At 40.0% G+C, this 25819-nt stretch carries 20 protein-coding genes and 1 other annotated feature; of the genes, 15 read left to right on the top strand and 5 right to left on the bottom strand.

Annotation, left to right across the window (positions count from 1 at the left end; genetic code table 11):
* Positions 1-17 precede the first annotated feature (17 nt).
* The 8 genes from MKY27_RS12445 (at position 18) to MKY27_RS12410 (ending at position 8931) form a co-directional block, all read left to right on the top strand.
* Complete coding sequence (locus MKY27_RS12445; RefSeq protein WP_339172667.1) at positions 18-554, top strand: DUF84 family protein; 537 nt, start codon at positions 18-20, stop codon at positions 552-554.
* 71 nt (positions 555-625) lie between these two features.
* Positions 626-1144, top strand: coding sequence for a hypothetical protein (locus MKY27_RS12440; protein ID WP_339172664.1), 519 nt, complete (start codon positions 626-628; stop codon positions 1142-1144).
* A 108-nt stretch (positions 1145-1252) separates the two neighbouring features.
* Positions 1253-2068 (top strand): DUF1444 domain-containing protein, encoded by an 816-nt coding sequence (locus tag MKY27_RS12435; RefSeq protein ID WP_339172661.1) that lies wholly within the window; start codon positions 1253-1255, stop codon positions 2066-2068.
* Entirely contained in the window at positions 2065-2679 is a 615-nt protein-coding gene (gene ytpR / locus MKY27_RS12430) for a YtpR family tRNA-binding protein (protein WP_339195442.1), read from the top strand. The genes MKY27_RS12435 and ytpR overlap by 4 nt, the downstream gene beginning before the upstream one ends.
* Positions 2680-2889: 210 nt before the next feature.
* Positions 2890-6102: a DNA translocase FtsK gene (locus tag MKY27_RS12425; RefSeq protein ID WP_339195440.1), complete on the top strand. Its 3213-nt coding sequence runs from the start codon at positions 2890-2892 to the stop codon at positions 6100-6102.
* Positions 6103-6246: 144 nt separating this feature from the next.
* Entirely contained in the window at positions 6247-7545 is a 1299-nt protein-coding gene (gene murC / locus MKY27_RS12420) for a UDP-N-acetylmuramate--L-alanine ligase (protein ID WP_339172654.1), read from the top strand.
* A 359-nt stretch (positions 7546-7904) separates the two neighbouring features.
* Positions 7905-8414, top strand: a complete 510-nt coding sequence (locus MKY27_RS12415) for a DUF948 domain-containing protein (protein WP_339172652.1) — start codon at positions 7905-7907, stop codon at positions 8412-8414.
* Between the two features lie 40 nt (positions 8415-8454).
* Positions 8455-8931 (top strand): YtxH domain-containing protein, encoded by a 477-nt coding sequence (locus MKY27_RS12410; protein WP_339172650.1) that lies wholly within the window; start codon positions 8455-8457, stop codon positions 8929-8931.
* Positions 8932-8970: 39 nt separating this feature from the next.
* On the opposite strand, the gene MKY27_RS12405 is transcribed toward MKY27_RS12410, so the two are convergent.
* Complete coding sequence (locus MKY27_RS12405; RefSeq protein WP_339172648.1) at positions 8971-11127, bottom strand: cell division FtsA domain-containing protein; 2157 nt, start codon at positions 11125-11127, stop codon at positions 8971-8973.
* A 177-nt stretch (positions 11128-11304) separates the two neighbouring features.
* On the opposite strand from MKY27_RS12405, the gene MKY27_RS12400 reads away from it, so the two are divergent.
* Positions 11305-12390 (top strand): bifunctional 3-deoxy-7-phosphoheptulonate synthase/chorismate mutase, encoded by a 1086-nt coding sequence (locus MKY27_RS12400; RefSeq protein ID WP_339195437.1) that lies wholly within the window; start codon positions 11305-11307, stop codon positions 12388-12390.
* A 244-nt stretch (positions 12391-12634) separates the two neighbouring features.
* Entirely contained in the window at positions 12635-13633 is a 999-nt protein-coding gene (ccpA, locus tag MKY27_RS12395) for a catabolite control protein A (protein WP_339195434.1), read from the top strand.
* Positions 13634-13711: 78 nt separating this feature from the next.
* On the opposite strand, the gene MKY27_RS12390 is transcribed toward ccpA, so the two are convergent.
* The 3 genes from MKY27_RS12390 to MKY27_RS12380 are packed head-to-tail and all read right to left on the bottom strand — an operon-like array spanning position 13712 to position 16177.
* Positions 13712-14875 (bottom strand): acetoin utilization protein AcuC, encoded by a 1164-nt coding sequence (locus tag MKY27_RS12390; protein WP_339195433.1) that lies wholly within the window; start codon positions 14873-14875, stop codon positions 13712-13714.
* On the bottom strand, positions 14872-15519 hold the full coding sequence (locus tag MKY27_RS12385; protein WP_339172638.1) for an acetoin utilization AcuB family protein: 648 nt from the start codon (positions 15517-15519) through the stop codon (positions 14872-14874). The genes MKY27_RS12390 and MKY27_RS12385 overlap by 4 nt, the downstream gene beginning before the upstream one ends.
* Before the next feature lie 25 nt (positions 15520-15544).
* A complete protein-coding gene (locus tag MKY27_RS12380; RefSeq protein ID WP_339172636.1) occupies positions 15545-16177 on the bottom strand; it encodes a GNAT family N-acetyltransferase in 633 nt (210 codons plus the stop codon).
* A gap of 170 nt (positions 16178-16347) precedes the next feature.
* Between MKY27_RS12380 and acsA the strand changes: the two genes are divergently transcribed.
* The 5 genes from acsA (at position 16348) to MKY27_RS12355 (ending at position 22538) form a co-directional block, all read left to right on the top strand.
* Complete coding sequence (gene acsA, locus MKY27_RS12375; protein WP_339199722.1) at positions 16348-18069, top strand: acetate--CoA ligase; 1722 nt, start codon at positions 16348-16350, stop codon at positions 18067-18069.
* Positions 18070-18269: 200 nt separating this feature from the next.
* Positions 18270-19304 carry an N-acetyl-gamma-glutamyl-phosphate reductase gene (argC, locus tag MKY27_RS12370; protein WP_339195431.1) on the top strand — a complete coding sequence of 345 codons (1035 nt, stop codon included), beginning with the start codon at positions 18270-18272 and terminating at the stop codon, positions 19302-19304.
* A gap of 123 nt (positions 19305-19427) precedes the next feature.
* Complete coding sequence (gene argJ / locus MKY27_RS12365; RefSeq protein ID WP_339195428.1) at positions 19428-20651, top strand: bifunctional glutamate N-acetyltransferase/amino-acid acetyltransferase ArgJ; 1224 nt, start codon at positions 19428-19430, stop codon at positions 20649-20651.
* Positions 20614-21390, top strand: a complete 777-nt coding sequence (gene argB, locus MKY27_RS12360) for an acetylglutamate kinase (RefSeq protein WP_339195427.1) — start codon at positions 20614-20616, stop codon at positions 21388-21390. The genes argJ and argB overlap by 38 nt, the downstream gene beginning before the upstream one ends.
* Entirely contained in the window at positions 21387-22538 is a 1152-nt protein-coding gene (locus MKY27_RS12355; RefSeq protein ID WP_339195426.1) for an acetylornithine transaminase, read from the top strand. Before argB ends, MKY27_RS12355 begins: the two co-directional genes overlap by 4 nt.
* A gap of 51 nt (positions 22539-22589) precedes the next feature.
* Here MKY27_RS12355 and MKY27_RS12350 read toward each other — a convergent pair whose 3' ends face one another.
* Entirely contained in the window at positions 22590-25460 is a 2871-nt protein-coding gene (locus MKY27_RS12350) for a transglycosylase domain-containing protein (RefSeq protein WP_339195424.1), read from the bottom strand.
* A gap of 102 nt (positions 25461-25562) precedes the next feature.
* Positions 25563-25768, top strand: a binding site (T-box leader).
* The last annotated feature ends 51 nt before the right edge of the window (positions 25769-25819 follow it).

The raw sequence follows: 25819 nt of genomic DNA, 5'->3' as shown, positions 1-25819 counted from the left end.
AGCTTGGAGATGAAATAATGAAAGTAGCAGTCGGATCAAAAAATAAGGCGAAATTAGGTGCCGTTGAAGCAATTGTCAAACAGTATTTCCCTGAAGCCACAATCGAAAATATGGAAGTACCCTCAGATGTATCGATTCAGCCTTTTTCAAATGAAGAAACGAGACAAGGTGCGATCAATCGTGCACGCCATACAATGATGCTGACAAATGCAGATATGACATTTGGACTTGAAGGTGGAGTCGATGAAATCGAAGGAACGATGTATTGCTGTAACTGGGGTGCGGCTGTTTTAAAAGATGGAACAGTTATTGCCAGTTCAGGGGCACAATTTGCCTTACCTGAAGAAATTGCTCAGGAGCTTCGTATGGGCAAGGAACTTGGGCCGGTGATGGACGTCTATACAAATAGCGAAAATATTCGCCATCATCAAGGAGCAGTCGGTATTTTCTCAAATAATTTAATTGACCGTCAGGAAATGTTTGAACATATTGTGAAATTATTAGTCGGTCAAATTTTATTTAAAATGAATAAAGAGCAAAAGGATCAGATGTAAAGCACATTCGTTGCAATACGGCTCGAAAAATTATTATGATACGATTGAACGTTTGAAAGAGAGGGAAAGCAATGGGTCGTAAATGGATACATTTGTTTTTGCTTACTTCAATTGTTGTTATATTATCAGCATGCAGTCAAACAGTCGAAGAACAGGCACAAGCTGGGATGGAAAATGCTGAAACAATATTTAGCAGCGAAACGAACGAAGCAAACAAAACGATTGGACATATAGAGCTATATTTACCAAAAGGATATAGCATTGAAAAAGGAATCGATGAATTGAATTATACAATTTTGAACGGAAAAGATTCTTATATACTTTTCGTCAATCAAAATGAACCGGAAGACAGTCGGTTACAGTATGACTTGTTAAAGCAGGAAAACAAAAATGAAATTGTGGAAGAAAAAACTTTCGAAGAGGATGGCCATTTCGGATTTTCTGCTGTCACGAAATTACCTGAAGAGAAATATGAGCTGATTGTAAATATTGGCGGAGTGAAATTATCGACTATTTCCGAGGATAAGAAAATGGACGATAAAATCAAGGAAATGATGGAAATTGTGAAATCAGTGAAAGTGGTTAACTAGTTGGAGCGTTAGGGAAAGTAATCATATAGCTTTTTTGTTACAATAGATGAAGTAAATGGAACGGTTCACATTTGTGAGCCGTTTTTGATTAGATAAAGGAGTGGTTGAATGGAATCGAAACAGTTAGTAGCTGAACTGAAGGCTAAGTTAGGTGAGGCAAACTTTACATTCACATTCGATGAAAAGCATGATAAATTACGTCTTGAACATAAAAAAATCGGGCGGGGTATGGATATTTCTTTACCCGAAATTTTAACGAAGTACGAAAAGAAAAAGCAGCAGGCAATCGATGAAGTGATTTATACAATCGAACAAACCTTTTTAGCGATGCAACGGGAAAAAGAGCAGGGGTTTGCTGGACTGGCATCAGTTTATCCGATCATCCGCTCAACATCTTTCCCTAAAAAGTCGAATGAAGGACATGCGTTTATTATGACAGATCATACGGCGGAAACACGTATCTATTATGCGCTTGATCTAGGCACAACATATCGTTTAATCGATGAGTCCATGTTATCGAAATTAAATGTAACAGAGGAGCATATACGCGAAGCTGCCCGTTTTTCTGTAAAAAAATTGCCGACTTCTGTTAAACGGGATGAAGTTTCAGGAAATGTATATTACTTTTTAAATCAGAATGACGGTTATGATGCAAGCCGAATTTTAAACGAAAGCTTTTTAAAGGAAATGGAAGGCCAAATTGAAGGCGAAATGACGGTATCTGTCCCGCACCAGGATGTATTAATTATTGGTGATATTCGCAATGAAGTAGGGTATGATGTATTAGCGCAGATGACGATGCATTTCTTTACAGTTGGCGCGGTTCCGATTACGAGCTTGTCATTTGTATATGAAAACGGTCATTTAGAACCAATATTTATTTTAGCGAAAAACAAAGTAAAAAAGGAGCAAGAAGAAAAATGAAAGTAGCTTACAATAAAGCACACGTAGGAGATGTCCTATTAGTTCAATTATCAATGGAGTCAATCGTAAAAACAGCGATGGATCGCGCTGGCGATGTAGCCATTTTAAAAGAAGAGACAACTGGTGAAGTGAAAGCTTTCAACCTTTTTAATGCAAGTAAGTACGTACAACTGGATGTTGCAGGAAATGTGGAAGTAACACCGGAGCTTGTAGAAAAACTAGAAGCGGCATTAAAAGCAAATGGCGCAGAAATCTCATTGGATGTAGACTTCTCACCAAAATTTGTAGTTGGCTATGTTGAAACAAAAGAAAAGCATCCAAATGCAGATAAATTAAGTGTTTGTAAAGTAAATGTCGGGGATGAAACATTACAGATCGTATGTGGAGCACCGAATGTTGATGCAGGCCAAAAAGTAGTTGTAGCTAAAGTTGGCGCTGTAATGCCTTCAGGTTTACTGATCAAAGAAGGTAACCTGCGTGGTGAAGATTCATTCGGTATGCTTTGCTCAGCACGTGAACTGGCAATTCCAGGTGCACCAGAAGTAAAAGGGATTTTAGTACTGGATGATTCTGCAGAAGTAGGAAGCCCATTCGAAGTTTCAACTCGTTAATAAGTACGATAAGTTAGTATGTTGAGCTGAGTCTCTCATACTAACTTTTTTTTATCCTTAAAAATATCAGCGACAAAGCGCATTTAACCGGCAAATATGATATGCTTTTGAGGTGTATATTATTTATGCACAGCAATCTAAATAAGAATAAAGACCGTTGCAAATAGTGGAATTTGTACGGCAATGTTTTTAAGGAAAGAAGTGGTATTTATGAGTTGGATTAAAAATAAATTTAATAAACTATTTAAAATGGATTCAGATGAAGAATATGATGAGTATGAACAATCACCAAAATCGGATGATATAAATCAGACAAACCAATCACAAGCGCAGCAAGATTATTATGAAGAACCTGATGCACCAAAAAAAGCATTCCGTTTTCCTCTAATAGAAGATAATTATGAGCAATCAGCAAAACCGGAAAATGAGCAGCGACAAACGACGCGCTTTTATGATGATGATAAGGAAGAACTGACATTACCGAATTACTTGCAAAAACATTCAGCGAAGGAAGTATATGATGTTGAAGTCTCCGGCATTCGGGATCTGCTGGAACGTCGCCGTAAAGGGAAAGGTCATACAAATATAGCACATACAAGAGACCCGGTTCGCCGTTTGCCAAATTTAAAAGAAGAACGAGAAGCTATACGTCACAATAAGCCTGTACGTGGTGAAAGAACTGAAAATAAACAAATTTTAAAACCGATCGAAATTAGGAAACGTTTTATTCCTACTGACGTTCCATCACCTGTCCATGGGTTTAAAAAGCCGTCACCTATTGAAAAATTAATTGAAAAGCAGCAGGATGAAAAGTTAAAAAAAGAAGAGCAGGAACCTAAATTACGAACTGAACAAGAACATACTGATAATGCAGAACAAGCGATTGAGCAGGTTGTTATACCAAATAATGAGGAAGAACAACAAGCTGTGCCAAATCTTGAACAAGGAATATACGAGTCTAGTAAAGAAGTAGAAATTTCACAGTCTGAAAACCTTGAAGCAGAGTCACAATCAGAACCTGAACTAGAACCTGCATCTGAAGCTGAGGTAGATCCAGCACCTGAACCGGAAGAATTAATTTTAGGCGAAACGGACGAATCAGTTGAAGAAGAGCAGCAACCGATGGAAGAAGAGGTAGTTGAACATCTGACAGAAGCGGTTATTGAGGTAGAAAATGAAGTGGAAGAGGCTGTAGTAGACGAACCTTCAGCTGCAGAAACAATCAATGATGTTCAAGTGAAACATGTAACGATTGAAAATTCAACGATTCATATCGGTCATTTGAATGTGGAGCAAATGCCTCCATCATCTGAAGAAGCCGTTGTAATTGAAGAGAAGAAGGAAGAAACGGATGAAGTTCAGCCAATCAGTACGAGAAGCCGTGTTCCATTTAATGTGGTGATGCTGAAGTCAGACAAGCAAAAATTGATGACGAAACAATTTGTCGAGCAGCAGCTTAGCATGCAAAGCAAACAAAATAAAGTAGATGAAGTAAAGCAAGAGAACATAATTCATCCGGCTGCACAGACAGATGAAGCTAATACAGAACTAGAGGATACAGTGCAGCAAGGAAACAATGATGAAGCAAAAGCTGTTAATCCTGCAACAGAGCCATTGCAAAATGAAGTACGACAAGTACAGGAAAATGCTGAAATCAATTTTAACGAACATGTTATAAAGCATGAGCCGACGAATCAGTATGAAGAGGAAACGATGCGCACATCCACTTCTACATCTGTAGGATTACTGGAACGTGAATCCGATATACCTGAAAAAGTTGAAGAGCTATTAGAAGTAGCAGCAACTACGGAAGCTGTAGTGGAAGAAGTGCCGGAAACATTGAACGTTCAGGAAGTACCGGAAATTCAAGAAGTGACAGAACTACCGTCAGTTAAAGTAGAGGAAGAGCCAATTGTTGAAGAAACGGCAGATGGAAAAGAATTATCTACGCAAGAAGTGATGGAAGAGGAAGCTGAAACCGTAATAGAAGCACCACCAGTAAAAAGAATTCCTTATGTGAAACCACCGCTTGAATACTTAGTACCGCCAGAGGAAATGGTGGAAGACCGCGACTGGATGGATGAGCAAGGCGAAAATTTAGTGGAAGCACTGTCTCATTTCCAAGTCCAGGCTCAAATTGAATCGATAGTCCAAGGACCGGCCGTTACTCAATTTGAAATTACCGTAGGACACGGCACAAAGGTAAGCAAAGTCCGCAATTTAACGGATGATATTAAATTGGCATTAGCTGCAAAAGATATTCGAATCGATGCGCCAATTCCAGGGAAGCGATCAATCGGTATTGAGATTCCAAACAGGATTTCCCGTTCGGTTCGCCTTTCGGAAGTGACAGAATCAGCTTCTTTTAAAGATTCGGATTCACCATTGGAGGCAGCACTCGGTTTGGATCTAACAGGGAAGCCGGTCACAATCGACTTACGGAAAATGCCGCATGGTCTGATTGCCGGTGCGACAGGTTCAGGTAAATCGGTATGTATTAACTCGATTTTAGTGAGCCTCCTGTATAAAGCAAATCCGAATGAATTAAAGCTGATGCTGATTGACCCGAAAATGGTGGAACTTGCGCCATTTAACCATATTCCGCATTTAGTCAGCCCTGTAATTACAGATGTTAAAGCCGCGACTGCAGCATTAAAATGGGCAGTAGAGGAAATGGAAAGACGTTATGAGTTATTTATGCATAGCGGTGCACGTAAAATAGAAGCATATAATAAAATGTGCGATGCAAATGGTATGTATGCACAGAAACTTCCATACTTATTAATTGTCATCGATGAGTTGGCAGATTTAATGATGATGTCCCCGCAAGATGTGGAAGACAGCATTGTACGAATTACGCAAAAGGCCCGTGCTGCAGGAATACACTTAATTGTTGCTACACAGCGCCCATCTGTAGATGTTATAACAGGTCTGATCAAGTCCAATATTCCAACGCGTATCGCCTTTTCTGTATCATCGCAAATCGACTCTCGCACAATTTTGGATTCACAGGGCGCAGAACGATTGCTCGGTCGAGGAGATATGCTATATTTAGGAAATGGAATGTCGGCTCCAACACGTATTCAAGGTACATTCGTAACAGATGATGAAATCGAAGAAATAATCGAGTATGTACGTGAACAAGGTGAGCCACAATATATATTTAAACAGGAAGAACTATTAAAACGCTCAGAAACAATAGAGGAACAAGACGAGTTGTTTGAAGAGGTATGCCGATTTGTGTTTGAACAAGGCTCAGCATCGACATCACTTTTACAACGCCGTTATCATATTGGCTATAATCGGGCAGCTAGATTAATCGATATGTTAGAGCGACATGGTTATGTTTCAGAACCAAAAGGAAGCAAACCAAGAGATGTATATATTACAGAGGAAGAGCTGTTTGAGCAATTCGGAGGCTAATGCACCAGCAAGTTGAACAATAAAAAATTAGAATTGTCGTTCAATTATCGTAACGTGTATTTAGTGCTATAATGTAGGCATACTTTGAAACAATAAATTGATAATTCAATGGGGTCTTCGTATCCTAGGAGGGTTTTATAAATAATGACACGCTATCATTTTACCGGTATTAAAGGTTCAGGCATGAGTTCCCTGGCACAAATTCTATTTGATGCAGGAGAGGAAGTTCAAGGTTCCGACTATGAAACATATTATTTTACGGAACAACCATTACGTGATCGAGGAATAGAAATTTTAAATTTCGATGAAAATAATATTAAAGAAGGTTTAACCGTTATTGCAGGGAATGCATTTAATGATGATCATCCAGAATTAGTTCGTGCACGCGAGTTGGGTGTTGAAGTTATTCGCTACCATAAGTTTTTAGGCGAATACAGCAATCGCTATACTTCTATTGCCATTACAGGTGCACACGGTAAGACGTCTACGACTGGTTTAATGAGCCATGTTATAGGCGGTTATATGCCGACATCGTATTTAATCGGTGATGGTACTGGTTCAGGTAAAGAAGATGCTTCATATTTTGTTATGGAAGCATGCGAATACCGTCGCCACTTTTTAGCGTATCATCCGGATTATGCAATCATGACAAATATTGATTTTGATCACCCGGATTATTTCACGAGCATTGATGATGTATATGATGCTTTCCAACAGCTTGCTTTACAGGTGAATAAAGCAATTATTGCTTGCGGTGATGATGAACAGCTTCAGAAAATTCAAGCCAATGTACCGGTTGTCTACTACGGTTTTGATCCTGCTAATGATTTTTCAGCGCGTAATATCGTTAAAACATCGGAAGGTACGGAGTTTGATGTTTATGTTCGAAATGAGTTTTACAGTAAGTTCTTTATCCCGTTATTCGGTGATCATACGATTTTAAACTCGTTGGCGGTAATCTCACTGTGTCATTATGAAGGGGTTCCGGCAAAGCTGATACAAGAACGCCTTAACACATATGGCGGGGTAAAACGTCGCTTTACTGAAACGAAAATGGGCAATGCGATTTTAGTAGATGATTATGCACATCATCCAACAGAAATCGCGGCAACTTTGCAATCAGCACGCCAAAAGTATCCGGATCGTGAAGTTGTTGCGGTATTCCAGCCGCATACCTTTACTCGAACTAAAGCATTTTTACAAAACTTTGCGGATAGTTTGAGCGGTGCCGACGCAACCTACTTATGTGATATTTTTGGTTCGGCACGTGAAAAACAAGGTGAGCTTTCAATTCAGGATTTAGCAAACTTAATTGATGGCTGTATTGTTTTAACACTTGAAACAATTGATCAACTTAAAAAACATGAAAATGCCGTATTCCTGTTCATGGGAGCGGGAGATGTTCATAAATATCAAGATGCTTTTGAAGCAATTTTGAACTAATTGAAAAACAGCTTAACCTCAAACTAAAGGATAAGCTGTTTTTCCATACATAACGTGAAATACTTGTGACGACCAACAATGTGTTTTGAATGAACCAATTGGGCTTTCCGTTATTGCGGGGAAATGTAGAACTTCTCTCCATAAAGGGTTTTATTCATCAACAGATTGGGGAATATGAAAGCATGGACAAAAAGGTCATTCGCCTTTAGTGAATAAATAAATAACAAATTAATGGTATTCACGTAAGAAAAGCTTGTATTTCTTGAGGGTTTTGCGGAAAAAATGCTTTTCTAGGAAAAGGATTGTCGCAATTTTTGTCGAATGTAATAAATGGAACTAGATAGAGGAGGTTATATTTGATGGAAGTATTACTTTATATTGCGGCATTAGTGGCTGCAATCGGATTTTTAGTCCTATGTGTAAGTATTGGTATGACATTGTTTTCTGTGAAGAATACATTAAATTCAATTGCAGGAACAGTTGCCGGTATTGAAGGACAAATGGAAGGCATTACACGTGAGACAACAAGCCTGCTTACAAAAACAAATGCACTGGCAGATGATATTTCAGATAAATCGGAGAAGTTAAATTCAGTAATGCATGCTGTAAAAGGTGTTGGTGATTCTGTTAATAACTTGAATTCATCCGTTCAACGTATTACAACATCGATCTCAACAGAAGTGCATAAAAATGAAGACAAGATTGCGCAAGTCGTTCAATGGAGTAATGTAGCAATGGGGATTGCAGATCAATGGCGTCAGCGCAAGCCGATTAATGAAGAAGATATTGTGTATACGAGTACTAAAACAAATGAAACACCACCAAATTTAGGCCAAAAGTCAAAGTTTGGTTTCTTAAAACGCAAGTAATAAGGGAAACGACATTCAATAACAAGGGGGAGTTTTTAAAATGGAAGAAACACGCTATGATTATAACCGATTAAATGATTCGATTTATGATGATGAAAAAATTCATGTTAAGGATTTTGTTATCGGAGCATTGGTAGGCGGTATTGTCGGTGTAGCGACAGCATTATTACTGACACCGAAGACAGGCAGTGAAATGCGTAATGATGTGGCGGTACAAGCTGTTACATTAAAAGATAAGAGTATTGAGCTTTCTGGTACTGCAAAGGAAAAGACAGCACAGCTTTCAACGCAATTAAAAGAGCAGTCTTCTTCAATTGTTGAAAAAGTAAAAGCAAAGACAGCAAAACAACCACCTGTTATGGATGATGGAACAGCTTCATCGGAAGGTGAGGAACCATTACCATTAGACAAAATGGTCGATGAAGAAGTACTTGCTGCTGAATCTCCGGATCCGGATAGTGTAAATACAGACCCGGATATCGCACCAAACTCAACACGCCATACAGATGTACAATAAGAAAAACGGCTCCCAAATTGTGGGGAGCCGTTTTTTATTTTATTCAATAACCGGTTGATCCGTTAGCTGAATTTCCAATTGGTCACCACCGAATATTTCGGCATCAAACGAAGAGGGCTGTCCATTCCGTAAAATCGTAAATGACCCTTTAAATGTTGCAGGTAGCTGCCAGTTGGAAAATCGAAAGACATCCTGATAAATCCACTTGCTTGTATCTTTCTCAATAATATTAATTGTAGCCCCATTCGGCACAATTGCTTCATGTTGGACTACTTGACCGTTTAGTAAAAACTCACGGGCTACTTTTACAAGTTCGACTTGTTCATGCTGAAACGATACGATCGCTTTTTCTTCCAGCAATAAATTTAAATGTGCTGCAATTTGTTCAGCTGTCGGTAAATGGCGTTGTTCAAATGTAATAATATCCCCATTTTGAATAGGGTAATGCAGTTTCCCTAGCTTTCCGTTAATGAAAAGCTGTGATGAAAAATCAGGGAATGATACAGGTTTCCCGTCGATATGAACAAAATAAGATTGGAACTGCTGCATATGCACAGATTGGTTCAATGACCTCAATGCATCTTCTACCGTTTCGATTGTTTCGACGACAATTACGTCTCGGTCCTGTATAGGTGTATCGAGTTTGACGATTTTACCGTTTACAAATACTTTCGGTTCAATATTATATGGCTTTTCTTGAATTGTCACAGTCATGACGGAAGCATGGTCAATAATATCCCCAATAGTAACAGCTGCGGCTGTCCCGTCTTTTCCTGGAATCAGTTTTATTTGATCTCCATTTTTAATAAGAGATTTAATCGAGGCATTTTCCCCATTGAGTATAATTTGTGCAGGCTGACCATGTTCACCAGGCACGAAAACATTTTGACCGTTCACTGTTATCGACAATCCATGTCCTGGCTTGCCGTATAATTGTTTTGCTCTAATATTCGCAGCCAAAAATGCATCACCGACAGTCATTTCCTTTAATTCAAATAGTCTTACGATTTGTTCGTTCACTTGAATTGACATGTAATGAATCGGCGCTTTTTGTGCAGCAATCGCAATTCCAATCGGTGTCACAAGCTCAGGCGTTGCAGCAATATTGTGTGCGCGTGTTAAATTCTGTATGGCATTCACATCACGTACCGCCACACGGTTAGCCGGCAAATTTAGTGTTTTGCCGATTTCTTCCGGCAAGCGGGGTGTTAAGCTCCCGCCGCCAACTAACATGACCGCTTTTGGTGGGATGTTATTGTTTAACCTTAAAATTTCCTCGCCAATGGACTTTGCCAAATTTTCAATTGCAGGGTATATTGCTTTAATTACTTCTTCCCGTGGGTAATGTTCGTCAAATCCTAAAATATCCTGGATGAGAATTTCCTCGCTCGTATGCAATTGGCGCTTTGCCATTTCAGCGACCGGGAAATCCAGTAAATAATGGTCACTTAAACTTTCGGTAATCTCATCACCGGCAGTCGGCACCATTCCGTATGCGACAACCGTACTTTTGTCTGTGATGGCAATATCCGAAGTTCCGGCACCAATATCAACAAGTGCCACATTTAAGCGGCGCATAGATGGTGGAATAAGGACATTGATTGCGGCAATCGGTTCTAACGTGAGCGCCTCCATCTCCAAATCGGCTCGCTTTAATGCGGCAAGCAATGATTCCACTACAACACGTGGCAGGAAAGTGGCAATCACTTCAACGGATGCTTCATCACCTTGCTGATCAAGGAGGCTTCCAATTTCTTCACCATCCAAACGGAAATATAAAACGGAATAGCCGACACAATAATAATGGTTATTTTTTGTATCTTCCTTATGGAGCAATAATTGTTGCTGCGCCTGCTGAACGGCTTGCAGCTCCAGGCGGTTAATATCTTCTTCCGTAAAGATCGGTCGGTTTTTAATAGAAATGGAAACACTGGCCTGTTCGGTCTTTAATGCACGCCCGGCTGCTGCTACACTCACTTTCTCCAAAGGACCATGCGTTTCTTCCAATTCAGTCTTGATCTCCTGTATTAGCTCCGCTACATACAGGACGTTATGTATTTGGCCATCAACCATTGCACGCTCTTTATGTTCTTTTACTAATATATCGGCAACATGGTAGGTGTCTGCATGCTGCTCTAAAATAATGCCGACAACGGACCGTGTTCCAATATCAAGTGCGAACAATTTGTTTGCCATATGAAAACGCTTCCTTTCTATTATTATTACAATACACTTTAGCGAGTTGAAGCGCTAAATTAAAAATACGTGACATTCTACAATAGTTTGATTATAATAAGATTATTACTTAAAAATGTATCATACTTTTTATTTAACTGAAAGTGCCGGATACGCAAAGAAGAGGGGTAGAGGAATATGCATCAACAAGATTTAGAAAGCTTACGTAGCCAGATTGACAACCTGAACTTAGAAATTTTACGTTTAATAAATGAACGTGCAACTGTAGTAGAAGAAATTGGTAAGATTAAAGAAAAACAAGGTGTGAATCGCTATGATCCGCTACGCGAGCGTCATATGCTTGACTTAATTAAAGAAAACAATAACGGTCCGTTAAATCAAATGACGGTTGATTATATTTTTAAACAAATCTTCAAAACAGCGCTTAAACAATTAGAAGCAGAAAAGAAAAAAGAATTACTCGTTTCACGTAAAGAAAAGTCAGAAGATACTGTCATTAATGTTAATGGTGAATTAATCGGTACAGGTGCTCCTTCTTTCGTATTTGGACCATGTGCGGTTGAATCATATGAACAAGTTGCCGCAGTAGCTGCAACAATCCAGGAAAAAGGATTAAAACTGATCCGTGGTGGTGCATACAAACCACGTACATCACCGTATGATTTCCAAGGTTTAGGTCTGGACGGGCTTAAAATTCTAAAAGATGTTTCAAAAGAATACGGTTTAGGTGTTATCACAGAAATCGTAACACCAGCTGATTTAGATCATGCATTAGATTACATTGATGTCATTCAGATCGGTGCTCGTAATATGCAAAACTTTGAACTATTAAAAGCGGCTGGATCAACGAATAAGCCTGTATTATTAAAACGCGGTCTTGCAGCAACAATTGATGAGTTCATCCATGCAGCAGAATACATCATGTCAAAAGGTAATGAAAACATTATTTTATGTGAACGCGGTATCCGCACATATGAAAAAGCTACTCGTAACACATTGGATATTTCGGCAGTTCCGATTTTAAAACAAGAAACTCATTTACCGGTAATGGTAGACGTGACGCATTCTACAGGTCGCCGTGATTTATTGTTGCCATGTTCAAAAGCGGCAATCGCTATTGGAGCAGACGGTGTCATGGCAGAAGTGCATCCAGATCCATCAATCGCATTATCGGATCAGCAACAGCAAATGGATATCCCGACATTCAATGCATACTACGATGAACTATTAAAATTCATGAAACAATACGAAGTGTCAAAATAAATATTAATAAGCCCATGTTGAGTCATTTCAACATGGGCCTTTCTGTATTTTTCGCAAGTGCTTCCGTGTTGATGGCATATTTTTTGAATATTTTAAGACAATTGATGAAAAAACCAGGTATTCACTAGGTTTTGGATTGAAAAGAGAAATGAAAATATTATATGATGAAGCTATACATAACAATTAGTATTACTAGTCAATTTGAAAAACTTGTATCACTAAGATAAAAAAGGGGGAGAAACTTTTGACTGTCACAATTTATGATGTTGCACGTGAGGCGAATGTATCAATGGCAACCGTATCTCGCGTAGTAAATGGAAATCAAAATGTTAAGCCTGCAACAAGAAAAAAAGTGTTGGAAGTGATAGAGCGTCTGGAATATCGTCCAAATGCAGTAGCACGTGGCTTAGCAAGTAAAAAAACAACATCAGTAGGAGTCATCATCCCTGATATTTCGAATAATTTAAATGCCGAGCTTGCTCGAGGCATTGAAGATATTGCGACAATGTACCGCTATAACATTATTTTGGCGAATTCAGATCAAAATGAAGAAAAAGAACTAACGTTACTTGATACGATGCTAGGGAAGCAAGTTGATGGCATTGTGATGATGAGTGAAGAGGTAACAGACACTATTCAACGGGCGGTGGAGGCTTGCCCTGTACCGATTGTATTGGCAGGGTCTATCAGTTCTACTGAAAAAGTAGCTTCTGTAAATATTGACTATTATAATGCGGCATTTGAAGCTGTAGAAACACTTATTAATAATGGACATACGAGAATTGCATTTGTATCAGGGCCGTTAAAGTATACAGTGAATGGTCAGCATAAACTTGCTGCCTATAAAGATGCCCTTAAAAAAGCAAACATAGAAATAGATGATGCTTTAATTGATGCCGGAGATGGCTCTTATGACGATGGATTGGAAAGCTGGGCGAATTTAAGTGAACTACAGCAACCGCCTACTGCCATTTTTGTCGGGAATGATGAGTTGGCAATTGGATTAGTCCATGGCATTCAAGATAGCGGGAAAAATGTACCGAATGATGTGGAAATCATCAGCTTCGAAAATTCAAAACTAGCGCGCATGGTACGACCTAGACTGACAAGTGTTGTATTGCCTTTATACGATATCGGAGCAGTTGCAATGCGCTTATTAACGAAGTATATGAACAAAGAGGAAGTTGAACAGCAACATGTCATCTTACCACACCGCATAGAAAAACGCGGTTCAAGTAAATAATAAAAGCGCCTGTCAACAGCTGACAGGCGCTTTTGCTTTATTATATATCTATAATTTCACCCGGAATTTATAGCAACATTATAAACAGTTTTTTTCTGTACGAATTATATGTAGGGCTTTTTCAAGCATTCGTGCATTTTTTTCCTCAATTTCAGCTTTACGCGGAATCGGATCATATAAAGGTTGTGGATCATGCCAAGTCGGTATTAGAGGAACAGGCGATTCCGTCTGCCATTTATCGAGCCATTGCTGCGGTAACGGTCCAGTCGGGGCAGGCTGATCGGTCATCTCAGTCCAAATATGTGACCAAGCACGCGGAACGACCCGCCAAATATCATAGCCACCGCCGCCAACTGCAATCCAGCGACCTTCACAATATTCATGTGCCAATTTATGCGCAAGCTTTGGTATTTCTTTGTAAATGTTCATTGTCCCGTACAAATGTGTGAGCGGATCAAAATAATGGGCATCTGCACCATTTTGCGTCAAGACGACATCGGGTTTGAAAAATTCAAATACTTCACGCATGGACTGTTCATATATTTCCAGGAAGCTCTCATCCTCTGTAAATGCGTCAATAGGGAAGTTAAAAGAAGTCCCGTATCCTTCACCGTTCCCGCGCTCTGTTATATTGCCTGTACCAGGGAATAAATAGCGGCCTGTCTCATGAATCGATAATGTACATACATTCGGATCATCATAAAAGGACCATTGAACACCATCGCCATGATGTGCATCAGTATCTACATACAAAACGCGTAGCCCATACTTTTCCTGAATATATTTAATCGCTACGCTGCTGTCATTATAAATGCAAAAACCGGATGCTTTTCCACGGAAACCGTGATGAAGTCCGCCGCCCAAGTTTAAAGCATGCTGAGATTTACCTTGCAGTACTTGATCGACTGCCTGCAATGTACCGCCAACGAGCAGTGCGCTTGCTTCATGCATATTTTTGAATATCGGTGTATCCTCTGTTCCAATACCATATGGTTCCCCTTGCTGGGGTGTTAACTCGCCATGACCAGCTTTTTTTACGATTTCGATATATTGCATGTCGTGTGCCAGCGCAATTTCTTCATCTGTCGCAATACGGGCAGGGACAATATCCTCATCCTTGAGTGCACCGATATTTTTCAATAAATCAATCGTTAAGTGTAACCGTTTGTGGTTAAACGGGTGTGTGTCCGAAAATTTGTAAGTGAGTTGTTCTGGTGAATAAATAAATACAGCTTTTTTCATAATGTAACGCCAGGCAAGTTTGGCCACAATACATCGTATCCTTGCTTACGCAACTCTTCAATAATATGCAGCGGATTGATTACTTGCAGACGGACACTTACAATTCGGGACTTCTTATTTTCACCATCAGGATATACGAGAACACTTAATACATTTGCCTTGTTATCATGGAATACTTTTGTTATTTCAAACAGCATACCCGGCTTGTCATTTACCCGAATGTCAATTTTAGATCCGGGTTTATGTGCGCCTGTTAATTCGATGTAAGTATATAGTAAATCAGTCGTCGTTACGATACCAATCAGTTTTCCGGCAGTAACAATAGGTAAACAGCTGATTTTAGCATCATAAAAAGTCATGGCTACTTCTTCAACGAAGTCTAGCGGGTGGCCGACAATCGGATTTTTGACCATGATTTTCTCGATTGGAGCATCATAAATCGTAGAGTCCGGTTCTTCGCGTAACCGGGAAGGCAAAGCGTTTTTCAAGTCATGGTCTGTAATGATGCCTACAACAAGATTCTCTTTGTTTACAATCGGCACATGACGGATATTTTTATCCCGCATTAGCCCGACAGCATCACGTACTGTGTTTTCAGGCAGGAGTGTATGTATCTCTCTTTGCATAATTTCTTCGACAATCATAGTTCATTCCCCTTTGTGATAAGAATTAATACATGAAACGATTTCTAAAGCGAAGTCTGTCAAATCTCTCCAATGTCTCAGTTCCAACACGTGCCCCCACACGCGCCATGAGACAGTTGGCAGGATGGGAAGTGATTTCAGGATCATCTGTTGCATAATACTCGAAATTGACGGATGTCATCATTCTCTCCATCATATTCCGGTATTCCCACACGGATAAACCTGTCCCTTTTAAATCCCAGTGCCAGTAATATTCAGTTGTAATGACCAAATAATCTTCCATTGCATCATCCATAAATGATACTTCCAATAATTTTTTGCCGGAGCCGGATCCTCTAAAAGAAGGAATGACTTCAATGGCGCCAAGCTCAATCATATTCGGAATCCGATCCTCAGACCAGCGTTCCAAAGGATCTGGATAGAGATACGTGACATAGCCGACAATAATATTATCCTGTCGAATGACAATAATGCGCCCTTCTTCCAGCTTAGCAATCCCGACAAGGGCTTCATGCTGTTGATGGGAAGGTCTGAAAGCTTTTAAATCTTCATGTAATGTGTAGGTAGCTAGTTTTTCGGAAGAAACAGGTCCTTCTACTAAAACATTACCATTCTTCGTTTTGAATTCAAGACGATAATAATTTTTCACATGAATCATAATCACACCACCTGCATTTAATACATCTATTATACTCTATTTCATGCGAAAATACGCTTAAATTCGCGAGATGTCACTAAATTGATTGAAAGTTTTAAATATTTTGCCTATTATAGTATTTTTATTGTAAAATGATTGTAGTTTTTAATGAAAGGGGATTTTTCATGGGGATGAAAACAATGGAAAAGCTAGCAGTTATTCCGGGGGAACATAATTTAAAAAATTATGAGGAAACAGCTGCGAATCATGTTTGGCAACATAGTGAAACAGCATTTTCTTGGTTTGAAACGGGGAAGGTCAATATTGCATATGAAGCAATAGACCGACATGCAACAACACACCGCAAAAACAAAGTCGCTCTTTATTATAGTGATGGGAATCGAAAAGAAGCCTATTCTTTTTATGATATGAAACGTCATACAAATAAGGCTGCGAATGTGTTGAAGGAAAAGGCGGACTTAAAAAAAGGGGACCGTATATTTATTTTTATGCCGCGCACGCCGGAGCTTTATTTCAGCTTAATTGGTGCATTGAAAATTGGCGCAATCGTGGGGCCATTATTTGAAGCATTTATGGAAGGGGCCGTATATGACCGGTTAATGGATAGTGAAGCGACCGCAATCATTACAACACCAGCATTGTTAAGCAGAGTCCCGCTTGAGAAGCTGCCGCTTTTAAAAACGGTTTTTGTTGTCGGGGAAAATATTGAAGAAACGGATAAGATACTAGATTTTAATAAATACTTTGCAGAGGCATCTCAGGATTTTGACATTCAATGGGTCGATAAGGAAGATGGCTCCCTTTTGCATTATACTTCCGGTTCAACGGGTGCTCCAAAAGGGGTATTGCAGGTCCATTATGCAATGATCCAGCAATATCAGACAGCACAATGGGTACTGGATTTAAAGGAGGATGACATCTACTGGTGCACAGCCGATCCTGGATGGGTGACAGGTACGGCCTATGGGATTTTCGGTCCATGGTTAAATGGTGTGACGAATGTCGTTATCGGGGGACGATTTAGTCCGCAGGCTTGGTATGGAGCAATTGAGGAATATGGTGTCACAGTATGGTATAGTGCGCCAACTGCATTTCGAATGTTGATGGGTGCAGGTCCGAATATTATCGGTAAATATAATCTTTCAACTCTTCGTCACGTTTTATCGGTCGGTGAACCATTAAATCCGGAAGTCGTAAAGTGGGGTATGGAAATATTAAATCACCGTATTCACGATACATGGTGGATGACGGAAACGGGTGGCCATATGATCTGCAATTACCCATCAATGGATATTAAGCCGGGATCAATGGGGAAACCTGTGCCAGGTATTTATGCAACGATTGTAGATGATCAAGGCAATGAAGTCCCGCCATATACAATGGGGAATTTGGCTATTAAAAAAGGATGGCCTGCAATGATGCGGCAAATTTGGGGGAACCCTGAACGCTATGAATCCTATTTCTTAAAAGGAGAATGGTATGTTTCAGGTGATTCTGCATTTAAGGATGAAGAAGGTTACTTCTGGTTCCAGGGTCGAGTAGACGATGTCATTATGACGTCAGGAGAACGTGTAGGACCATTTGAAGTGGAAAGTAAACTGCTTGAACATCCTGATGTAGTGGAAGCAGGCGTCATCGGAAAACCAGACCCGGTGCGCGGTGAAATTATTAAAGCATTTATTTCATTGCGTGAAGGGGTAGAGCCTAGCGAAGCGCTTGAATCGAATATTAGAGACTTTGTAAAAACCGGTCTATCCGCCCATTCGGCACCACGCGAAATTGAATTCAGAGATAAGCTGCCGAAAACCCGAAGCGGTAAAATTATGCGCCGTGTTTTAAAGGCATGGGAACTTGATTTACCGGCAGGCGACTTATCAACAATGGAAGATTAATTTTATATGCCAGTACTTCTTAAATCGGGGCGCTTACATATGTAGGTGCCTTTTGTATTATTATTGAACAATAATTTAGAATAATCTAGAATTATATAAAAATACAGTTGACTAAATAAATATACATACTTATACTTATTTTTATCATTTAGAATTCGTAAAAGATTTTTTCGGTTATATAAAATTGACGAGGTGACAACATGAAGGCAGGTATTATTGGTGCAACAGGGTACGGCGGGCTAGAACTGCTGCGTTTTTTGCATAATCATAAAGAAGTGGAAGAAATTGGATTATTCACATCTTCTGATGAAGGAACTCAGTTTTCGGATAAATTTCCGCATTTAACGGATATTTATAATCAACCATTACTTAAATTGGATGATGAGGCATTGGCGCAATACGATGTTATATTTGCAAGTACGCCATCCGGGGTATCAAGTACGATTTTTCCGTCTTTAGTTGAACGGGGTCCAAAATTAATTGATTTATCCGGGGATTTCCGGCTGAAAAATTTAGCAAGCTATGAAACATGGTATAAAAAAAATCCGGCACCACAGGAAGTTGTGGATCGAAGTGTTTACGGATTAACGGAGTGGAATGCGTCGGCGATTGAAAACGCAGATTTAATTGCCAACCCGGGCTGCTATCCAACGGCTGTTTTATTATCCATCCTGCCTCTTATAAAACATCGTCTAATTGATCCGAGCTTCCTCGTCATCGATGCGAAGAGCGGAATTTCAGGAGCAGGGAACAAACCGTCACAGGCAACACATTTCAGTGAAGCAAATGAGAGCTTCTCGATTTATAAAATTAATGAACATCAGCACATTCCCGAAATCGAACAAGCGATTTCAATGTTTACCGATATCGAAACAACAGTAACATTTAATACGCATCTTGTACCGATGACACGAGGTATTTTAGCAACTTCCTATGCACAAGTAACGGAAGGGGTTACTCAAAAACAATTAGTGGACTGTTTAACAGAAACATATAAAGATCATCCATTTGTCCGTGTCATTCAACAGGCTTCCGCAGTGGGAACAAATCGCGTGAAAGGTTCAAACTATTGTGATATTTATGTGAAACTCGATGAAAGGACAAATCGGGCAACGATTATCGGTGTGATCGATAATTTAGTTAAAGGAGCTGCCGGCCAGGCTATTCAGAACATGAATGTCCAATTCGGCTTCCCACAGCAAACAGGCTTACAACTCGTTCCGTATTTTATTTGATTTATAAAGATGAGAAATAAATGACTATCAAGTTGATTGGTTGGAGGGGAAGGCGAGTCGATTGTGCCTTCTCATTCATCAGCGAACAGATTATGACGAGGACAATTAAGGGAGGGTCATTAGATGACTTCAACAATAGAGATGAAGAAATTATCAAGCAAAAATATCGTATCACCAAAAGGGTTTACAGCAGCAGGTGTTCATTGCGGACTTAAACATAAGAAAAAAGATTTAGCGATTCTAGTAAGTGAAGTACCAGCAAGCGTTGCCGGAGTATTTACAACTAATGCAGTTCAGGCAGCACCTTTAAAAGTAACAAAAGAAGTTGTATATGAAACGAAAAAAATGCAGGCAATGATCGTCAACTCAGGAAATGCCAATGCATGTACAGGTAAACAAGGCGTATTGGATGCATATGAAATGCAACTGCTTGCCGCACAAAAGCTTGGCATCGCATCTAATTTGGTAGGGGTAGCCTCTACGGGTGTCATCGGGGAAATTATGAAAATGGAGCCGGTTAAAAAAGGTGTTGAACAATTAAATCCCGATTCAAAGTTAGAAAGCGGTATTGATTTCTCTCAGGCAATTTTAACAACAGATACTGTCATGAAAAATACAACTTATGCCACGATCATTGATGGCAAGGAAGTCATTGTATCAGGAACAGCTAAAGGTTCCGGAATGATTGAACCAAATATGGCGACAATGCTAGGGTTTATTACAACAGATGCCAATATTGAATCAAATGAGCTGCAAAAAGCATTATCAAGTGTAACGGATTGCACATTTAATTCAATCACTGTGGATGGAGATACATCTACGAACGACACGGTTATTGTAATGGCTAATGGCTTAGCGGGAAATGAACCCCTATCTCCATTACATCCTGACTGGGAAAACTTTTACACAGCACTACGTCTTGTGGCAGAAGACTTAGCAAAGTCAATTGCACGTGACGGGGAAGGCGCAACAAAGCTGATTGAAGTAGAAGTGGATGGAGCAGTTTCAGATGAAGAGGCACGTAAAATTGCAAAAACAGTTGTAGGTTCACCGCTTGTAAAAACAGCAGTATTTGGCTGTGATGCAAACTGGGGACGTATTATTGCAGCAGTTGGCTATTCAGGTGCTGTAATCGATCCCGATAAAATTACAATCAAAATCGGTGGGGCAACAATGGTGGAAAATGGCGAACCAATTAAGTTTTCCGAGGAAGAGCTTATCGAAATTTTAAAACAGCATGAAGTAAAAATATATGTGTCACTTGAAGTTGGGAAAGGGCACGGATTTGCATGGGGGTGTGACCTGACTTATGACTACGTTCAAATCAACGCATCATACCGCTCGTAAAATGGTCATCAAACTTGGCGGCAGCACATTAGAAGGTCTTAACGAGACCTTCTTTCGCAATTTTAAAGCGTTGCAGGATCAAGGGTTCCAACTTATTATTACACATGGAGGTGGACCTGCGATCAACCATGAATTAGCCGCTGCCGGGATCGTGTCACAAACGGTAAACGGACTGCGTGTAACAAGTGAAGAAATGATCGGTATTGTACAGTCAACTTTAATCGGAAAAGTAAACCCTTCACTTGTACATGAGCTCCATTCAGCAAATATTTCTGCTATTGGGCTGAATGGGTTTGACGGGGGACTGCTGGAGTGTGAATTTTTAGATTATAAAAATTACGCATATGTTGGAGAAGTGAAGCGTGTTAATATAAATATGTTAAACTCTTTGACGGAAGCTGGAATTGTACCTGTTATTGCCTGTATCGGTGCAACGAAGGATGGGCAGGCGCTGAATATTAATGGCGATACAGTGGCAAGTGAAATTGCATTGGCTGTCGAGGCGGAATGTCTCCTGCTTGTGACGGATGTGGCCGGTATTCGCATACAGGATGAATACCAGACAGAAGTAACACCACGCCTGATCGAACAATGGATTGAAGAAGGGCATATTTACGGCGGGATGATTCCGAAAGTACAGGGTGCCCTGAATTGTTTGAAGGCAGGTATACCTTCTGTACAAATTGTTAATGAAGCTTTAACCGGGACGACTATTTTAAGTGAGGAGCTAGTGAAATGAGTGCATTATTCCAAAATTACGCAAGAAGACCTTTTGCTATTGTCGAAGGCAAAGGAACAGAAGTATTTGATACGACAGGGAAGAGATATTTAGATTTTACGAGCGGCATTGCTGTTTGTAGTTTAGGGCATGCACATCCATCAATCGTTGAAGCTATTCAAAAACAAAGTCAAAAACTGTGGCATATTAGTAACTTATTTGAAAGTCCAGGACAGGAAAAACTTGCCGCATCATTAGTGAAAGATTTGCATTTATCATATGCATTTTTCTGTAATAGTGGTGCAGAGGCGAACGAAGCGGCTATTAAATTAGCACGTAAGCATACAGGGAAACATAAAATCATTGTGTTTGAACAGAGCTTTCATGGACGTACATTTGGTGCGATGAGCGCAACTGGACAAGATAAAGTACGTAAAGGATTCGGTCCTTTAGTGAGTGAGTTTATAACATTGCCATTTAATGATATCGAAGCATTGAAAGCTGCAGTTGATGAAGATACTGCTGCGATTATGCTTGAAATGATTCAAGGTGAAGGCGGAGTAAATCCTGCAACGGATGAATTCGCGAAAGCCATTCATGAAATTCAGCAATCCTCAGATATTTTAGTCATTGTTGATGAAGTACAAACAGGTATCGGACGTACAGGAACTCGTTTTGCATTTGAACAGACAGCTATTAAACCGGACATTGTCTCAATGGCTAAAGGTCTCGGCGGCGGTTTCCCAATCGGGGGAATTCTTGGGACAGAAAAGCTGTTTAACACATTTAATGCAGGTACACACGGTACGACATTCGGCGGGAATCCATTAGGTGTTGCCGTTGCTCAAACAGTTATCGATCAAATATTCAATGATGCCTTTTTGGATAATGTAAAACAAAAATCAGCATACTTTATTAAAAAACTGGAAGAAGCTTTTCCGGAAGATAAATATTCAGTTCAAGGAAAAGGGTTAATGCTTGGTCTAAGCCTTGGCGGAGAAGATGTGGCACCTTATGTGGCCGCATTGGATGAAGCTGGTCTATTAACAGTTGCTGCCGGCCCGAAAGTGATTCGATTATTACCGCCTTTAACAGTGAGCGAACAGGAAATTGATGAAGCAGTCAATTTACTTAAAGATGTATTAAAAGCAGAACAATTATCAATTTAATTACATTAAAAAATCTCACCAACCTATAAAAGTTGGTGAGATTTTTTGTTTTTATTCCCCTGATGGTTCTGGTTCGACCGGATCGACGTCAACTTCAATCTCATCCAGGTCTTCAATTACTTCCCCAGGTACAACATTTTCCTCATCTTCCGTTTCCGGTGGAGCTGGTGGTGCAGTTTCAACCACTTCTCCGACTTCATTCGAATAGCCTGATTCCAATCCTGTAATATCGACTGCTACAACGATGTAGCGAACACCTGGTGAAACTGATACCCGATAACCTTCATAAGATTTTAATGAACGTACAAGCGATCTACCCTGATCGGTAACACTATATACGCGGTAGCCAACAACATCATTGGATGCAGAGGCTGTCCATGATAGTGAACCGTTTGCCAATGTCGCATAAACAGGTTGCGGTGGTGCACTGTCCGCAGAGAATGGAGCACCGGTTACAACTCCATTACCAGAACTGAACGACAGCAATTTTGAAGCGTCTCCACCCAGTCTGCCTAACATCCGGTCAACGAATGCCTGATTCAATCCGAAACCGCTCATTTGGACAAACTCAGTAGGTGTATTCGGTAATGCAGCATACGTGTTGCCGTTAATCACAACTGATGTAGAAGATACAAAGCTGTCATCCGGCTGTGTTGGTAAAAATACATTTTTATTAAATAGATCGGAAGTGACTAAACCGGCATTGGCACATGAAGTTGAAGGTGCCAGGCCTGAAATACCACAAAATGATCGTGTCACAACGCCTTCAGGTTTTTTGAATGCTTCTTTCGTACCGACTAATTCCGGGTTGATATCATATAGCGTATTCAAGTAATTTGCCCATAGACGGTTTACACGTTGACTTGGGTGCTGGTAACGGTTATTAAATGCATAAAGGGTACGCAGTTTTTCGTAACCCATCCAGACACCTACCGAGATATTCGGATTATATCCAACGAACCAAACATCGTTATGGTCCTGTGTTGTACCGGTTTTGCCAGCAAAGTCAGACGAGAATTTCAGCTGGCTCTTTGCCAATGTACCAGTTCCGCCCTGCTTCAACACATCACGCAGCATATCGGTCATGATATATGCTGTTTCAGGTGCAAATACTTTCACAGGCTCTACTTCATGTTCATAAACAATATTGCCGTCCAGATCTTCAATGCGTTCAATCATGTAAGCATCGATAAATTGACCATTATTGGCAAATGTAGCATAAGCGTTAGTATTTTCTTCAACAGAAGCACCAATCGTCAAACTGCCCAGAACGGTCGAACTGTTTTCGTAATCAACAGGCAGTAATTTAGAGAAGCCCATCTTTTCCAGGAAAGTAGCAGGGCGACGATCTAAAATGGAATCATATAAACGTGCTACAGCCAAGTTTTGCGATGACGCAACAGCCTGACGTGCAGGAATTATACCTAATTCCTGGTTCGGGTTATAGTTCACAGGATCCCAACCAGTAACCGGATGTTTAAATTTCACGTCGACAACAGGGCTTCCTGCTCCGATGACACCATATTCGATTGCCGGTGCATAGGCAAGTAATGGCTTCATTGTTGAACCATTTGAACGGAATGCGTTTGTTGCATGGTTCACTTGTGTAATAGTGTGGTCGCGTCCGCCAACGAAACTTAAAATGCGGCCGGTGCTATTTTCAATAACGATACTTCCTGTTTGTACAGGAACATCCACTTCTATTTCTTCTCCTGTTTCAGGATCCTTTTCTTTCTTTTTGTATGTTTGACCGTATAAAGTGAACTCTTCCGTCACTTTTTTCATGGCATCATACATATCTTTATTGATCGTAGAGTAAATACGGTAACCACCGGAACGTATTGTACGGTCGGCCATTATAGTATATTTCTCATTTAAGTTTTCTTCTTCTTTTAAACGATCCGGATCAATACCGTCTTTTTCAGCAAGTATTTTTGCAAAAATTTCTTTTGAACGGAGCTCAAGCTCTGCTGTTAACCAAGGATATTTTTCTTCGGGACGAATTTCATATCCTTTGAAGTCTTGTGTAACATCGTACTTAATCGCTTCGTCATATTCTTTCTTCGTAATATAACCAGTTTCCTGCATACGATAAAGAACCGTCTTCATACGGTCAATACCTGGCTGCATCCCATCCGCACTTTTTTTCTCACCTTTATTTGTAAAAGGTGTGTACTTGAACGGTGCCTGAGGGATACCGGCAATATAGGCCGCTTGCGGTAAATTTAATTTAGATGCAGATACACCGAAAATACCTTGCGCTGCCGTCTCAATACCGGCAATATTACGTCCCGAAGAGTTTCGGCCATACGGGATAATATTTAAATACGCTTCAAGTATTTCTTCTTTTGTCATAAAATGTTCCAGACGATACGCAAGTAAAATTTCCTTTGCTTTACGTTCATATGAAACTTCATTCGTTAATATTTGGTTTTTGATTAATTGCTGTGTAAGTGTAGATCCACCTGTCTGTGTAGATGAGTTGGATACATCTTGCAGTAAACCGCGGATTACAGCTTTCGGTACAATACCTGTATGCTCGCGGAAATATTCATCCTCTGTTGCAAGAACAGCATTTATTAAGGATGGGGATATATTGGCAAGCGATGTTTCACGACGGTCCAAATCTGTTCGGATCTTTCCTATGTAAATATCGTTCGCAAAATAAAGTTCACTTGTTTCTTCATAACTGAAAATTTGCTCGCGCATTTCATCTTTTGATCGCAAAGGTTCATCCTTTGTTAATGATGCGAAGTAACCTGCGCCTACAGCTCCGACAAACAATAGTGTCGCGGCTGTAAAAATAATCGCCAGCAATATTAAATTCCAGAATACACCGCTTCCGATCCGGACATAGCGCATTCGTTCTGAAGAAGCAAGGATTTCGATTTTTTTATTCAATTTTTCGAGCCATTCTCTCACATCATCGACCTCCTAAAATCTTGTTTATTATAGCATATTTGAGATATAAACGAATATAAATATTGACATCAACTATTTTCTAGGTAGAATAGAAAATATAAATTTCAGGCAACGAAGAGTTTGCAGTAATAAATGTGTTCCCTGCATAGAGAGCTAGCGGTTGGTGAAAGCTAGACATAGCGCATTTATGAATTACGTACTTGGAGCCTGAACGGATCGTCACGTTATAGACGCTTAAAGTGGAAGAAAGACTGAAATTTCTTCAAGCCGGGTGGTACCGCGTTAAATAATATTTTGACGTCCCTGCATGCATTTGCGTGTAGGGACGTTTTTCGTTTCCTTACAAGTAAATGACGCAT

The sequence above is a fragment of the Solibacillus sp. FSL R5-0449 genome, assembly GCF_037975215.1.
In the GTDB taxonomy this organism is placed as follows: domain Bacteria; phylum Bacillota; class Bacilli; order Bacillales_A; family Planococcaceae; genus Solibacillus.
This window is presented reverse-complemented; position numbering and strand designations above follow the sequence as displayed.